This is a genomic window from Streptomyces sp. LUP47B (assembly GCF_001746295.1).
Lineage (GTDB): Bacteria > Actinomycetota > Actinomycetes > Streptomycetales > Streptomycetaceae > Streptomyces.
Window position 1 is genome coordinate 1 of sequence record NZ_MJAH01000017.1, and the last position, 14,295, is coordinate 14,295.

Sequence of the window (14,295 nt, forward strand, 5' to 3'; positions counted from 1 at the left end):
GCGGCCGCGGACCACAGCAAGGCGAGCGCGGCCCGCAAGGCCGCCGACGAGGCCAATGCCGCGGCCAAGGGCGCCCGGCTTGCGGCGGACGCGGCCAACCAGGCCGGTATCGCCGCGACCGCGGCCGGGGATGCGGCGAGGGCCGCGACCAGCGCCGGAGCCAACGCCGACGCCGCCGCGAGCGCCGCGACCGACGCCAGCCACTACGCCGACCAGGCCGGGGCGAGTTCCGCCGAGGCCAGTGCCGCCGCCGCTGCGGCACGTGCCCAGGCAGCGGAAGCCACGCGTGCTGCGAACGCCGCCGAGAGCCTGGCTCGCAAGGCCGCCGTCGCCGCGAACGAGGCCCGCGACGCGGCCAACTCGGCCGCCACCCACGCGGAGAACGCTGCCAAGGCGGCCAACGATGCGGCCGACCACGCGGTGGAGGCCGGAAAGGCGGCGACCGAGGCGACCGCCCACGCGGCGGCCGCCAAGGAGGCTGCGGACCTCGCCAGCTCGGCCGTGGCCAAGGCCAAGTCGGTGTTCACGCTGGCCCGTCAGATCGAGGCGGAGGAACTGACCGCCCGTACCAACGAGGCCGTGGCGCGAGCCCGGCAGCTCAAGGTGCAGGAAGAGCAGCGCCAGGCGGCCGAGGACCGGGGGGTCCAGGCCTCCGCCGACCTGGAGGCGGACGCCCGGCAACTCAGCATGGCGGCCTCCGCACCGGACGCGGATCAGCGGATGCTGGCCGACGAGGGCCGTGACCTGGCGTTGCGCACCTTGAAGACCCGTGGTCCCTGGAGCCGTACGGCAGCCGGTGAGGCGCTCTCCGGTGACACCGCCGACGTGCTGTCGTACCTGCGTTCCGGCCGGGTCGAGGCCGCGCAGGACGACGCACGGTCGCGGGTGGAGACGCTGGCCCTGGAGTCGCCGGCGCCCGCTGTCCGCAGCGGGGCCGAGCAGGCCCTGGACGGCGGCACGACCAAGGTCGGCTCCTTCCTGGAGAGCGGTCAGTACGAGGCGATGGCCGACGACCTGCGCGTCTACGTATCGAAGGAGATCTCCAAGGGTGGCCCCAGTGTCCAGAGCGCGGGACGCTCGGCGCTGAGCTCCGGCTCCGTGGACAAGTACCGCACCTTCGTCATCGACGGTCAGTACACGGCCCGCACCGAGGACGAGCGGGTGCGCGCGGCGCAGCTCATCGACACCGGAGGCGCCGAGGTCAAGGCGGCCGCACGGATCGCGCTGGAGGGCCCCGCACCGCAGCTCCACGCCTTCATCCAGCGTGGCCAGTACCAGGCGCAGCGCAAGGACCAGCTCGCCGCGAGCCATGTCGCCCTGCTGCAGCAGATGATCTCCGAGGCCGACTCGGTGGCCGCCACCGCGCAGAAGAACGCGGCGGAGGCGGGCAAGGTCGCCGCCACGGCCCGCAAGGCGGCGGACAAGGCCAAGGAGTACGCCAAGCAGGCGGACGACTCGGCGAAGGCCGCCAAGGGGTACGCCGACGACGCCCTCAAGTCCGCCCAGGAGGCGGAGACCTCAGCGGCGAAGGCTGCGGCCTCGGCCCGCACCGCGCGTGCCGCGGAGGCCGACGCCCACGCGGCGGCGGCACGGGCCGTCTCCTCGGCCGCCGAGGCGCAGCTCTCCGCGAACTGGGCGCAGGGCTCCGCCGACGAGGCGTGGGGCGCGGCCCAGGAGGCACGGGCGTCGGCGACGGCCGCGGGCAAGGACTCCGCGGCGGCCGGCAAGGCCATGCTGGAGGCCTTCCAGACCGCGGTCTCGAAGCAGCTCGAGGAGGAGGCCGAGTTCCGTAAGACGGAGGAGGCCTGGCGCAACGCTCCGGACCCGGAGGGCCCTCAGGAGGAGGACGACGGCTGGATCCCGGACTGGCTGGAGGACAAGGCGGACACCGTCCTCATCTACGGCGAGGCCATCCTGACCGACCCGGACGTCTGGGCCGGACTCGCCGAGACGGGCACCGGCGTTCTGATGATGGGCGTCGGCGCGTCCGGCGACATCGCCGGCGGTGCGCTGTGCATCACGGGCATCGGTTGCCTCGCCGGTGCTCCGGCGATCGCGGCGAGCACGACCCTGGCCGTCGGGGGTGGGTTCACCGCCGCGGACGGCATCGGCCGCTTCAACGACGGCCTGGGCCAGGCACTGCGCGAGGCACAGAGCAAGAGCAACGCCGTACAGAAGGCGCAGACGGGTCCGATTCAGGCACCGAGGGGCGGGCTTCCGGGGTTTCCCAAAGCAACGCTCGCCAAAGGTAAGACGCCTGTGCAGGGCGGCGGCGGTATCCGCAAGCGCTGGAAGGACAACAAGTCGGGGGAGATCTACGAGTGGGACTCCCAGCACGGCGCGGTCGAGAAGTACAACAAGCGCGGCAAGCACCTCGGGGAGTTCGACCCCAATACTGGAGCCCAGACCAAGCCCGCCGATCCGACCCGGAAGGTGACGCCGTGACCGTGTACTTCCTTGTCACCTGCTATCCCAAGGACGGCGACCAGCCGCTCTCGTCCACCGACGTCACCGCGGTCGGCGCTGAAGCCTGGGGAGAACTCCTCGGGATGGCGCCGGAGCTGCTGGCCGACGTGTATCCGCTGACGCCGGAACACGCCGAGCGTGTTCAGGACCTGACCGGCATCGCGCTCGACCTCGAGAAGTACGAGTACTTCCTGGAGACCGAGGCGGACTGACAGAACGAGCAGGGGCCGTCCGCCAGGACGGCCCCCGTGGCTCAGTCGAACCAGCGGTCCCTCGCCAGTTCCTCCGTGCGGGTCGGGTCCTCCAGGAGGGCCGCCACCTCGAAGCGCCGTGGCCACTGGCCCGCCGCCCAGGCCAGGCCCGCGGCCACGCCCTCCAGGGTGGAGGCGTGCAGGGTGCCGTCGCTGGTGAGGCGCCAGTCGATCTCCACGCCGTCGACGACGAGTTCGTCGTGCTCGACGTAGGTGGACGGGGTACGGGCGCCCAGCAGCACCCGTACCGGCTCCGGTACGTCGTGCTCGGTGCCCTCGGAGTCGATGGAACCGGTGACGGACTCGCTGAGGCGGCGGACCTGGAAGAGTTCGGCCAGCTCGGCGGCCCGGGACGGGCGGACCGGCAGCAGGGGGACGCCCTCGGTGTAGGGGAGCAGGTCCGGTGAGTCGACGACCACCGCGTCGGCGGCGTCCACGACCTCGACCCGGCCGTCGGTCACCGCCCGCAGCTCGTCGGGCAGGGTGACCTGTTCGGGGTCCAGGTCGGCCAACGCAGTGTAGAGAGCGTGCAGTTGGGACCCGGTCACCGGTCGGTCGGGGTCGGCGAGGCGGTCAAGGAGCTCCGCCGCCCCGCCCGGCTCCTCCAGCAGCGCGGCCACCGACGTCCGCACGCCCAGCGCCCGCAGCACCTGCTCGTCGTCGAACCCGGTCGCGTCCGCCTCGTCGTACAGGCCGCGCAGAAGGGGGTCTCCCCCGGCCGCCAGCAGACCGGCGGGGCGGCGGCCGTCGAGCACCGGGTTCCCGCGCAACCACCAGGCGGTGTAGGGCCGTACGACCTCATGGGTGCCGTCCGGCAGGAGGACGCGGACCTGCTGGGTGATCGCGTCCCGCAGGGGCGGCCGGGCCAGCAGGGCCAGCGCTTCGGGCCACTTGTCCTCGTCGACCAGGTCGAGATCGCGTACGGCGACCAGTTCGGTGGCGACCGGCGGCACCGGCGTGTCCGGGAAGCGGTCGAGGATGTCCTCGCACCACACGTCCACGGCGTCGAGGAGACCGGCGTCGTCCGGCTCCGCGAAGTCACCCTCGCGGGGCTCCAGTTCGTCCGGGTCCAACACCACGTCCGTGGCCCGGACCAGGGCGAAGTTGGCGAGCACTCCACAGGCGGCCAAGGGCTGCTCGCCCCACTTGCCGGCCAGATCACCGTCCACGTAGGCGAGTACGTCCTCGCGCATGACCTGGGCGAACGGGCTGCCGGGCAGGACGAGTTCACCGGCGGGGACCAGTTCACCCTCCTCGTCCGGCAGGGCCAGCGCGCCCAGCCACGGCTCGTCGCCGGGCTCGAGTCCCGCGTCCCGGACGAGCGCGAGGACGGTGTCGGCCAGCTCCTCGGCGTCCGGGGTGTCCTCCTCCCAGCTCATCCCCCCGTCGTCGTCCAGGGAGGCGGCCACGGCGGCCCGTACCTGGGGCGTGGTGAGCACCGCGCGCGAGGTCGCGGGCAGCGCGCCCAGCTTCTCGAGGAGCGGGTGGGCGGCGGCCGGGTGGGCGACCTTGAGGCCGAGCCGGGCGAGGATCTCGGGGTCGATCCGGGGCCCGTCCGAGGTGGGCAGCAGCACCTGCCGGGGCCCGATGGTGGTCCGGCCGTCGGCGAGCGGCACGGGAAGGCCGGAGAGCCGGTCGGGGTCGACGCCCGCGAGGCTGTCGTAGAGCCGCTGCCACCACTCCGGCTCCTTCTCGAGCCCAGCGAGCCGGTCGACGGCGTCGGTCAGCGGGACGCGGGCAACGCCCAGCGTCCGCAGCTCCACCCGCCGTTCGAGTCCTGCGGGCAGCAGGGTCGGCAGGACTTCGGCGAGCACCCGCACGGTGTCGGCGCCGGCGCCCTCGACGACCTCGGCCTCACGCGGGCGCAGGACCTCCGGCAGCTCCGAGTCGTCGCCGGGCTCGAGTGCGGGTGGGAGAAACGCCGTGCGCGGGAGGCGATCGAGAATCGCCTGCCGCAGCGCCCCGTCCAGCTCGCCCTTCCCCAGCGGGCCGGGCACCAGAGCGATGATCCCTTCGCTCACCGGCCGCCAGCCGGCGAGGAGTTCGGCGTACACGTCCGCCGCGCGCTGCACGAGGAAGTCGGTGAGCGGTCCGGGTGCCGCGTGCCGGCGGGTGGGATCCAGCGGGAAGGACGCGATGAGCAGCGCGGGGACACCGAGCGGCTCGTCGCTGGGGGTCGGGGCGTGCACGACGGGGCTGGTGCGGGGGCGGGCCGGGGTGCCGTCGGTGTCGGCGGGCACCGCCCAGGTGAGCGACCAGTGCGGCCGCAGCCGCTCCTCGACGGGCCGGCCGACGAGGAGTTCGGGAGTGAGCGGCCCGTGCGCGGACGCCGTACGCCACCGGGTCGTACCGTCCCGCGAGTCCTCCACGACGACGAGGGTGCCCTCGGTGCGGCGGCTGATCGTGCGGGTCGTGTCCGTCTCGATCACGACCTCCTCGAGCCCGGGGAGGGCGAGGAGGAGAGCGTCGTCGACGGTGTTCAGGAGGCGCTCGGCGAGGTCGGCGGCGGCGGTGTCGCGCAGCGGGAGGATGACGACGGTGTCGTAGGGGTCGGGCGCGGTGCCCTCGGCGGCGAACGGGAGCCGCAGCAGCGGGACATGGCCGTCGCGGCGGCGGATCTCGTCGCCGAGCCCGGGACTGTGCCGTGCCGTGTCGGCGGCGTGTTCGCGGGCCTCGGCGAGGGACCAGCGGACCCCGCCGTGCCGGCCGACGACGGCGGGCTCGTCGGTGACGGCGAGCACGGCGGCGAAGCCGACGCCGAAGCGGCCGATCGAGCCGTCCTGGCTGTCGCGCTTGGCGGAGGCACGCAGGGTGGAGAGGGACTCGACACCGGCCGCGTCCAGCGGGGCGCCGGTGTTGGCGGCGAACAGGACGCCCTCGCGGAGGGTGAGCCGGAGCCGTCCCGGCACGCCCGCCCTGGCCGCAGCGTCGGCGGCGTTCTGCGCGAGCTCGACGACGAGTCGGTCCCGGTACCCGCCGAGGACGAGGTCCTCCTCGGCGTTGGCGTCCTCGCGGAACCGGGCGGGACTGGTGGCCCAGGCGTCCAGCACCCCTCGCCTGAGCCGGGCGGTCCCGAACGGGTCGGCACCCTCGGCGGCGGGCCGCACGAACTTGCTCACGTTCACACTCTCCTCGTCGGCGTGACGATGAAGGTACCGCGCGGAGGGGGTACGGCAACTCCGCCCCTGTGGCCCTCACACCTCGTCCTCATGGGAACCGGATTGCCGCGGGCGGCGAAGTACGGGTGCAAGCCCGAGCCTCACAGCGCCACAGCGACGGAAGGAGCCCCCGATGACCGTCGAACCAGGCGTCAGGGTGGGGCAGGACGGCGACGCCTCGGTGATCGAACGGTCCTGGGAGGAGCCCGAGGCGTTCGCCGCGCTCTTCGACCGCCATGCCGACTCCGTGCACCGTTACGCCGCGCGCCGACTGGGTGCGGAAGCGGCGAAGAACGTGATGGCGGAGACCTTCACCACCGCCTTCTAGCAGCGCTTCCGGTACCGCACGGAGGTGGCCGACGCCCACCCCTGGCTGTTCGGCATCGCGACCAACCTCATCGGCCGCCACCGACGCGCCGAGCCCGGCGGCTGAGGACACTCGGCCGGCCGCCCCGGGCGGGCCGCACGGACGTCGACGGGCGCACGGCCGTCGCTGTCCGGTACGTGGGCCCGGCCGGTACTCCGTGGGCGTCCGGGCGACGGGTGCTGCTCTTCGACGCGAAGTCGTACCAGTACCTCGGGACGCGTGAGCGGGTCACGGCCGGGGGGAAGTCGTACGACCAGTGGCAGCACGTGACCGCCCAGGGGGTGGTGGACCGGGTGCTGCGGCGCCCCTGAGCGGGCGCCCGTCCTACGAGTGACCCAGCTCCGCCGCATCCTCGTCCGCCAGCACCGGCACCGATCCCGAGTCCGGTGCCGGGCGCAGCGGGAACGGGTCCACCCGGGTCTCGTCGATCACCGGCGGCGACGGCTGCGGGGGCTTCGGCATGACCGCCGCCTCCGAGTGGCCTCCGCAGCCGTAGGACAGGGAGACCACGCGGCCGTCCGCCGGGGCGAACTCGTTGGCGCACAGTCCGAAGGCCTGGCCCAGCGAACCACCCAGCGGGACCAGGAAGCCGCAGCTGACGCAGGGCGCCGGGGCCGCCTGGGCCATCGGCGTCTTCGCGCCGAAGGACTCCTCCCAGCGGTCGGCGGCGACATGGAGGCCGTAGCGGGACAGGACCCGGGCCCGGCGCATGCCCAGTTCCTCGGCGACCGCGGCGATCGAGCCGCGGGTCGGGGCCACCGGGAGGTTCGAGGGGGTGCCCGCCGTGAGCTCCGCGTCCTCCGCCTCGACCAGCTCGGCCATCTCCTCGGAGACGGGCGCGCTCGGCAGCGGCTCGTCCTCGCCGGTGTAGCCGGGCTCCAGGCGGAGGTCCTCGGCGTCGGTGGGGAGCAGATCGCCGGGGCCCATGTCGCCGGGGCGCAGGCGTTCGCTCCACGGCACCCACTCCGGCGCCAGCAGCGCGTCGGGGCCGGGGAGCAGCACGACCTCGTCCAGCGTCACCAGCTTCGCGCGGGAGGCGCGCGCCACGGTGACGGCCCAGCGCCAGCCCCGGTAGCCGAGCTCCTTGCACTCGAAGAAGTGCGTGACGACACGATCGCCCTCGGAGACCAGACCCGAGTGCTCGCCCACCACACCGGGCGCGGCGGCCTCCTCGGCGGCGGAGCGGGCGAGGTCGACGGCCTCGGCACACAGGCGGTCGGGGGTGCGGCTTCGCGTTGTCGCTGCGCTCACAGGTATCGCTTCTCTCCTACGCCGTCACTCGGGTGCGCCGGCCTGAAGGCGGCGGATGCGGACGGAGCGGACCGGAGGACCGCGTCGACGTCCGCGCCCGATCGCGCTCGGGCGCACCTGCTCCTATCCATTCTGCGGGATGTCAGAGAGGCGCGCGGCCGAGAACGTTCGCCACGGCGCGCTACGCACGCTACCTGCTCACCGCCGCTCGGCCTACACCGACGTGATGATCCGTTGCCTCGGGTGGCGCTTCATATGCGTTCATACGCGCGGTAACCGCACTACTCACAGCTTTCTCGGGGCACTATGACGGGGTGGCAGCCGCGAGGACACCCCAGGGAGCCACCGGAGTCGGTGGCGGTTCGGGACGGATTACCCAGATGACAGGGCCCGTCCGTGCCGTCGGTCGTGCCCTGCACTTCCCGTTCACCGGTACGGCCCGGGGGATCCGCAAGGCGACCCATGCGCACGGGGCGGGCGAGTCCGGCCTCGGCAAGCTGATCGAACTGCACGCCGTCAACGGCGCGGGGGACGTGATGATCACCGTCGCGCTCGCCTCGACGGTGTTCTTCTCCGTGCCGACCGACGAGGCCCGTGGGCGCGTCGCCCTGTACCTCGCCATCACCATGGCGCCCTTCACGGTCCTCGCGCCCGTGATCGGCCCGCTCCTGGACCGTCTCCCGCACGGCCGCCGCGCCGCCATGGCGGGCGCGATGTTCGCCCGGGCGATGCTCGCGCTCATCATCGCCGGGGCGGTCGCCACGGGCAGCCTGGAGCTGTATCCGGCGGCTCTGGGCGTACTGGTGGCCTCCAAGGCGTACGGCGTCGTCAGAAGCGCGGTCGTGCCCCGTCTGCTCCCGCCCCGCTTCTCCCTCGTCAAGGCCAACTCCCGCGTCACCCTCGGCGGCCTCCTCGCCACCGGTATCGCGGCCCCCATCGGCGCCGGGCTCCAGGCCGTCGGACCGCGCTGGCCGCTGTACGGCGCCTTCGTGATCTTCGTCGCGGGTACGTTCCTGTCCTTCTCCCTGCCGCCGAAGGTCGACTCGGCCAAGGGCGAGGACGTGGCGCTGCTCGCCGCCGACGAGGAACATCTGCACGGACCACATCGCAAGGCCGCCAAACGGCCGGGGCTGCGCACGGTCGGCACCGCCGTCACCCACGCCCTCGGCGCGAACGCCGCCCTGCGCTGGCTCTCCGGCTTCCTCACCTTCTTCCTCGCCTTCCTGCTGCGCGAGCATCCGCTGACCGGCGAGAGCGCGGCGGTCTCCCTGGGCCTGGTGGCCGTGTCGGCGGGCGCGGGCAACGCGCTCGGTACGGCGGTCGGCGCCTGGCTGCACTCCAGGGCGCCGGAGATCATCATCGTGACGGTCGTGGCGTTCGTGCTGGGCGCGGCGATCACGGCGGCGATCTTCTTCGGGGCGTTCCTGGTGGCGTGTCTGACGGCGGTCGCCGGATTCTCACAGGCCCTGTCGAAGCTGTCCCTGGACGCGCTGATCCAGCGGGACGTGCCCGAACTCGTCCGCACCTCGGCGTTCGCCCGCTCCGAGACGCTGCTCCAGGTGTCCTGGGTGTTCGGCGGCGCGGTCGGCATCGTGATGCCGCTCAACGGCTATCTGGGCCTGTCGGTGGCCGCCGCGGTCGTCGCCGCGGGCTGGCTGGCCACCGCGAAGGGGCTGCTCAGCTCGGCCCGGCACGGCAGCGCGCCCAAGGCGCGAGTGGCGTAACCCGCCGCCGGCGCACGGCACGCCGTACCCCGCATAAGGGGACCGTAGGACGTGCCAGATAGCCTTCCGTCATGACCACGCTGCAATCCGATGTGCGACGCCGCCGTGCAGTCGCCGCCGCCGGCCTCGTTTCCGCCGGACTGCTCGTCCTGTCGGCCTGCGACAAGCCGACGCCGCGCGTCACCGTCACGGTCGGTTCGACCTCGGTGAGCTCCGAGGCCGTCTGCTACGACGACGGCAACGACCTCGGCCAGGCCAAGGCCGCCAAGTGCGCCCTCAAGAAGGGCGACGCCAAGACGATCAAGGTCAAGCAGAGCGAGACCCTGCGCGTCGGCGTCGACCAGAAGATCGCGGACACCGGCTGGGCCCTGTGGATCAACGGCCAGCAGATGACCTACGTCTACAAGAAGTCGTACTACGCCTTCGACGGCGTCGACCTCTTCGCCCAGCAGCAGGGCCAGGCCCCGCAGAAGACCCTGTACATCAGCATCGTCGAGCAGGACAAGACGACCTCGGGCCAGAGCAAGGACTACAAGGGCGTGTGGAACTTCAAGCTGGAGAACTCCGACTACTGATCCGTCGGAGCCGTAGCTGATGCGCATCCTCGTGGCCACCGCCGTCCCGGTCGAACGGGACGCGGTGGCGCGCGCGTTCGAGGGCACGGCATCGTCCGTCGACGTCGTCGCCGTGGGGGTCGGGCCCGCTCTCGCCGCCGCCCGCACCGCCACCGCGCTCACCATGGCCGGCGTGGAGGGTGCTCCCTACGGCCTCGTCGTCTCCGCCGGGATCGCCGGCGGGTTCCTGCCGCACGCGCCACTCGGGTCGCTCGTCGTCGCCGACGAGATCACCGCGGCCGACCTCGGGGCGGAGACCGCCGAGGGGTTCGTGCCGGTGACCGAGCTGGGGTTCGGGGTCGTCACCCACCGTCCGCCCGAAACACTCGTACGGGCCGCCGTGGCCGCGACCGGCGGCCGGGCCGGAGCCGTGCTCACCGTCTCCACGGTGACCGGTACGGCCGCCCGCGCGACCGCGCTGAGAGAACGCCATCCCACCGCCCTCGCCGAGGCCATGGAGGGCTTCGGGGTCGCCGAGGCGGCCGGGGCGCACGGGGTGCCCGTGCTGGAGATCCGCGCCGTCTCCAACCCGGTCGGTCCGCGCGACCGGGCCGCCTGGCGGATCGGCGACGCGCTCGCGGCCCTGACCGAGGGGTTCGGGAAGCTGACGCCCGTACTGGAGGGTTGGAAACACCATGACGACTGAGCCGCTGCAGATCGCGTACTCCCCCTGCCCCAACGACACGTTCGTCTTCGACGCGCTGGCCCACGGCCGGGTGCCGGGGGCGCCTTCGCTGGACGTGACCTTCGCCGACATCGACATCACCAACGGGATGGCGGAGCGCGGTGAGTTCGATGTGCTGAAGGTGTCGTACGCCGTGCTGCCGTACGTCCTGGACGAGTACGTGCTGCTGCCCTGCGGGGGTGCGCTGGGGCGGGGGTGCGGGCCGCTGGTGCTGACGCGGGAGGCGGACGTGGACCTGGCCGGCCGTACCGTCGCCGTGCCGTCCGAGAGGTCGACGGCGTATCTGCTGTTCCGGCTGTGGGCGGCGGACGTCGTCGAGGGCGGGGTCGGGGAGATCGTCGTGATGCCGTTCCACGAGATCATGCCGGCCGTGCGGGACGGTCGGGTGGACGCGGGGCTCGTCATTCACGAGGCGCGCTTCACGTATCAGAACTACGGACTGCACAAGCTCGCGGACATGGGCGAGCACTGGGAGTCGACGACGGGGCTGCCGATTCCGTTGGGCGCGATCATCGCCAAGCGCGCCCTCGGTGCCGGAAGGCTGAAGTCGCTCGCGGAGTCCATCCGTACGTCCGTGCGGGCCGCTTGGGACGAGCCCGAGATTTCCCGGCCTTATGTCATGGAACACGCGCAGGAGATGGATCCCGCCGTCGCCGATCAGCACATTGGTTTGTACGTCAACGAGTTCACCGCGGACCTCGGGGAAGACGGATATGCGGCGATTCGAGGGCTGCTGACCCGGGCGGCCGCGGAAGGTCTTGTGCCCGCTTTGGGGCCGGACGCGTTGTCGTTCATCTGATGCGTCCCTGCGGGGCGCTCGGCCATTGAGCCAGTTTCAGCATTCCCAGCACCCGGTGGATCAGGAAGCCGGCGAGCGGCAGTTCCACGCACACCGCCAATGCCGCCGACCACCAGACATCCGGGCTGCCCAGGGCCAGCGACACGTCGAACCACGCGTCGCAGACCAGCAGGGCACCCGTCGACACGGCCGCCACCACGACCCCGCGGTGGCGGCGCCAGCCGAGCAGGGCCGTGGCGGCCATCGCCAGCAGGAGCAGCACGTCGAAGCCCACCCACGTGGTGCGCCACTGGCGGACCGTGTAGCCGCTGGGCAGCGTGAACGCCAGCAGGATCGTCCACGGGACGAGGCCCACGGCGCAGACCGTGAGCAGTTCCAGGGTGTGGCGCCGCTGCCGCCGGATGCGCTCCAGCAGCTGTGGGGACGGCGCCTCGGCCCGTGTCTCGCTCATTACACGTCGAGTTGGTCGGCGACCGCTCGCAGGAGACCGGCGATCTTGCTGCCCGCCGCCTTGTCGGGGTAGCGGCCGCGCTCCAGCATCGGTGTGATGTTCTCCAGAAGGGTCGTCAGGTCCTGGACGATGGAGGCCAGTTCGTCCGGCTTCTTGCGGGTCGCCGCCGCGACGGAGGGGGTCGGGTCGAGGATGGCCACCGAAAGGGCCTGGTCACCGCGCTGCCCGGCGACCACTCCGAACTCCACCCGCTGTCCGGGCTTCAGCGTCTCGACTCCGGCAGGGAGGACCGAGGAATGGACGAAGACGTCACCGCCGTCGTCGCGGGAGAGAAAGCCGAAACCCTTCTCACCGTTGAACCATTTGACCTTGCCGGTGGGCATGTCTGTCCTCGTCCTCGTACTCGTCGGAAAACTGCTTGCGGAAACGGCTCTTGATAGCACTTGGGCGGGTCGTCGGGACCCGCCGGTACCAAGGCTAATGGTCTTCAGGCCGGTGACAAGACGTCGCCCGGTTGTTCCTTCGCGCAGGGAACTACCCTGGTCCGGTGCGTGACAAAACCCAACCGAATTCCGCCGCTCCCGGTGACCGACTGATCCGTGCCGGAGCCATCGTCTTCTTCATCGGTGCGGTGGCCACTCTGGTCACCGTGGCCCCGTTCCTGCTCGGAACGACGCCTTTTCCGACGTACATGTTCGGATTGAGCATGCTCATGGCCGTCGGGTTCGTGGTCGCCGGTGCGGGCGTACTGCAATCGGTCGCGGCGGGAAGGCGTCAGGCGCGGGCCGGCAGATAGCCCGGACGGTAGTCCGAAAACCACCCCGGGAACTCGGTGAGGTCCGCGAGGACGACATCGGCTCCGGCCTCGCTCAGTTCCTCGGCGGTGCACGGGCCGGTGGGCACCGCGACGGAGAGCGCCTCGGCGATCCGCGCCCCGCGCACGTCGCCGGTGTGGTCGCCGACGTACACCTGCGCGCCGTGCTCGCGCAGCGCCACGCCCTTCTGCTCGGCCCACAGGTTGCCGATCACCGCGTCCGGCTCCAGGCCCAGGTGCTCCATGTGCAGCTTGGCGTTGGGCTCCCACTTGGCCGTCACGACGATCGCCCGCCCGCCGGCCGCCTGTACGGCGCCTATGGCCTCGCGGGCGCCGGGCATCGCCAAGGTGCCGGTGATGGCGTACGACGGGTAGAGCTCGCGGTACAGGCCCGACATCGCCGGGATGCGGTCCGCCGGGAACCAGTACGCCATCTCCTCCTCCAGCGGAGGCCCGAGCCGCGTGACCACCAGGTCGGCGTCGACGTACGTCCCCGTCCGCTCCGACAGCTCCACCCAGCAGGCGTGGATGCCGGGGCGGGAGTCGATGAGCGTCATGTCGAGGTCGAAGCCGACGGTCGGGGCGGTGATGCTTGTAGAGGCCATATGGGCCATTGTGCCCGGGCGGCGGGGCGCGCAGACACCGGATTTCCGGGGCCTACCGCTGCCGCTGCGAGCGCCACACCAGGAACAGCGCCGACGCCACGGCCGCGCCCCGCACCACCCAGGGCCAGGTCTCGGCGATCGCGTCGTTCATGTGGCCCTGGGCGATGGGCTCGCCCCAGCGGCCCTCGTTCCTGCCCCACAGCCAGACGAGCCCCGCGGTGAGCGAGAGGCCGGGCAGGAACACGACGGCCCATTTGGTCTCGGTGTCGGTCAGCCGGCGCGAGGCCCAGGCGATGAGCCAGCCGACGACCAGGACGAGCAGGTTGCCGAGCACGGCACCGGCGGCGAGCAGGGCGGCGGCGAGCAGGAGGAGGGGGTTGCTCCAGCCTCCGCCTCCGGAGCCCACGGCCCGGGAGAAGGGGCGCCGGCGGACGGGGGCGGCCTCGACGACCGGTTCCGCGGTGACCTTCTTCGGCCTCCACCAGGCCGTACGGGTCCGCACCACCGGCGCCTGCGTCACCTGCTCCACGGCCGGCGGGGGCTCGGGTTTCTTCTCCTCCTTGGGCGGCGGGGGCCTCAGCAGCTCCGGGATCTCCACTCCGCCCACGAAACCCGGCACGCTGTCGCCGACACCGAAGGGACTGCTGTCCACCCGCCACCAGTCGGGCTGCGCCGCGCTGTCGCCGAGCTCGTCCAGGCCGGCCAGATGGGGCCCCTGGGACGTGTCGCGGTCGGCGGCCGGGGCGGGCTGCGGCGGGGTCCCGGGGCGCGGCCGGGGGACGACCTTGCGCAGGCCCTTGGGCCGCTCGGTCTCCTCGGTCTCCCGGTCCCGCTGTACGGGCATGGAGACGACCGGCGTCTGCGGGGCACTGCCCGCCGTGCCTCCGGCGGCGGTGACCACCTCGTCGGGGCTGCCCAGCCTGGCGATGATCCGGCGGACGGCGGCGGGCGAGTCCACGGTGACCTTGGCGCGCCGCCGGTCGATCTCGTTGCGCAGCTCCGAGACGAGTCTCATCCGGGTGGACGACGGCAACTGGCGCTGCTGCGCGACGTCTCCGACGCGGCTCAGATACTCGTAGACGACCTGGTCGCTCTCGATACCCACGAAGT

The 14,295-nt window shown here is 72.5% G+C and carries 14 protein-coding genes and 1 pseudogene; 9 read left to right on the plus strand and 6 right to left on the minus strand.

Features of this window, described 5'->3' with window-relative positions:
• Together BFN33_RS38735 and BFN33_RS38740 are read left to right on the plus strand one after the other, a co-directional pair.
• A partial coding sequence (locus BFN33_RS38735; protein WP_069764898.1) for a colicin E3/pyocin S6 family cytotoxin occupies nt 1-2,445 on the plus strand: 2,445 nt, incomplete at its 5' end.
• Nucleotides 2,442-2,678 carry a hypothetical protein gene (locus BFN33_RS38740; protein ID WP_069764899.1) on the plus strand — a complete coding sequence of 79 codons (237 nt, stop codon included), beginning with the start codon at nt 2,442-2,444 and terminating at the stop codon, nt 2,676-2,678. The genes BFN33_RS38735 and BFN33_RS38740, both read left to right, overlap by 4 nt.
• A gap of 41 nt (nt 2,679-2,719) precedes the next feature.
• Here the strand turns inward: BFN33_RS38740 and BFN33_RS38745 are convergent, their stop codons facing one another.
• Nucleotides 2,720-5,836, minus strand: coding sequence for a sacsin N-terminal ATP-binding-like domain-containing protein (locus tag BFN33_RS38745; protein WP_069765067.1), 3,117 nt, complete (start codon nt 5,834-5,836; stop codon nt 2,720-2,722).
• A 172-nt stretch (nt 5,837-6,008) separates the two neighbouring features.
• Here BFN33_RS38745 and BFN33_RS51515 point away from each other — a divergent pair.
• Together BFN33_RS51515 and BFN33_RS51520 are read left to right on the plus strand one after the other, a co-directional pair.
• Nucleotides 6,009-6,334, plus strand: a pseudogene (locus tag BFN33_RS51515) (RNA polymerase sigma factor); the annotation flags it as partial.
• A 45-nt stretch (nt 6,335-6,379) separates the two neighbouring features.
• Nucleotides 6,380-6,553 (plus strand): hypothetical protein, encoded by a 174-nt coding sequence (locus BFN33_RS51520; protein WP_176742576.1) that lies wholly within the window; start codon nt 6,380-6,382, stop codon nt 6,551-6,553.
• 13 nt (nt 6,554-6,566) lie between these two features.
• Here the strand turns inward: BFN33_RS51520 and BFN33_RS38755 are convergent, their stop codons facing one another.
• Complete coding sequence (locus BFN33_RS38755) at nt 6,567-7,493, minus strand: DUF3027 domain-containing protein (RefSeq protein ID WP_069764900.1); 927 nt, start codon at nt 7,491-7,493, stop codon at nt 6,567-6,569.
• A gap of 314 nt (nt 7,494-7,807) precedes the next feature.
• Here BFN33_RS38755 and BFN33_RS38760 point away from each other — a divergent pair, with 314 nt between their 5' ends.
• The 4 genes from BFN33_RS38760 to BFN33_RS38775 all read left to right on the plus strand — a co-directional run bounded on the left by BFN33_RS38760 (nt 7,808) and on the right by BFN33_RS38775 (nt 11,315).
• Entirely contained in the window at nt 7,808-9,217 is a 1,410-nt protein-coding gene (locus BFN33_RS38760; protein ID WP_176742577.1) for an MFS transporter, read from the plus strand.
• A gap of 71 nt (nt 9,218-9,288) precedes the next feature.
• A complete protein-coding gene (locus BFN33_RS38765) occupies nt 9,289-9,792 on the plus strand; it encodes a hypothetical protein (protein ID WP_069764902.1) in 504 nt (167 codons plus the stop codon).
• A 19-nt stretch (nt 9,793-9,811) separates the two neighbouring features.
• Nucleotides 9,812-10,477: a futalosine hydrolase gene (locus tag BFN33_RS38770; RefSeq protein WP_069764903.1), complete on the plus strand. Its 666-nt coding sequence runs from the start codon at nt 9,812-9,814 to the stop codon at nt 10,475-10,477.
• Entirely contained in the window at nt 10,467-11,315 is an 849-nt protein-coding gene (locus BFN33_RS38775; protein ID WP_069764904.1) for a 1,4-dihydroxy-6-naphthoate synthase, read from the plus strand. The genes BFN33_RS38770 and BFN33_RS38775 overlap by 11 nt, the downstream gene beginning before the upstream one ends.
• On the opposite strand, the gene BFN33_RS38780 is transcribed toward BFN33_RS38775, so the two are convergent.
• Together BFN33_RS38780 and BFN33_RS55285 are read right to left on the minus strand one after the other, a co-directional pair.
• Nucleotides 11,308-11,766 carry a hypothetical protein gene (locus tag BFN33_RS38780; RefSeq protein WP_069764905.1) on the minus strand — a complete coding sequence of 153 codons (459 nt, stop codon included), beginning with the start codon at nt 11,764-11,766 and terminating at the stop codon, nt 11,308-11,310. The two genes, BFN33_RS38775 and BFN33_RS38780, sit on opposite strands and share 8 nt — an antisense overlap.
• Nucleotides 11,766-12,149 (minus strand): cold-shock protein, encoded by a 384-nt coding sequence (locus BFN33_RS55285; protein ID WP_069764906.1) that lies wholly within the window; start codon nt 12,147-12,149, stop codon nt 11,766-11,768. Before BFN33_RS55285 ends, BFN33_RS38780 begins: the two co-directional genes overlap by 1 nt.
• Nucleotides 12,150-12,313: 164 nt before the next feature.
• Between BFN33_RS55285 and BFN33_RS38790 the strand changes: the two genes are divergently transcribed.
• Nucleotides 12,314-12,562: a hypothetical protein gene (locus BFN33_RS38790; RefSeq protein WP_069764907.1), complete on the plus strand. Its 249-nt coding sequence runs from the start codon at nt 12,314-12,316 to the stop codon at nt 12,560-12,562.
• Here BFN33_RS38790 and BFN33_RS38795 read toward each other — a convergent pair.
• Entirely contained in the window at nt 12,541-13,185 is a 645-nt protein-coding gene (locus BFN33_RS38795) for an HAD family hydrolase (protein WP_069764908.1), read from the minus strand. The genes BFN33_RS38790 and BFN33_RS38795 overlap by 22 nt on opposite strands.
• Before the next feature lie 52 nt (nt 13,186-13,237).
• Complete coding sequence (locus tag BFN33_RS38800) at nt 13,238-14,290, minus strand: hypothetical protein (RefSeq protein ID WP_069764909.1); 1,053 nt, start codon at nt 14,288-14,290, stop codon at nt 13,238-13,240.
• Nucleotides 14,291-14,295 lie beyond the last annotated feature (5 nt).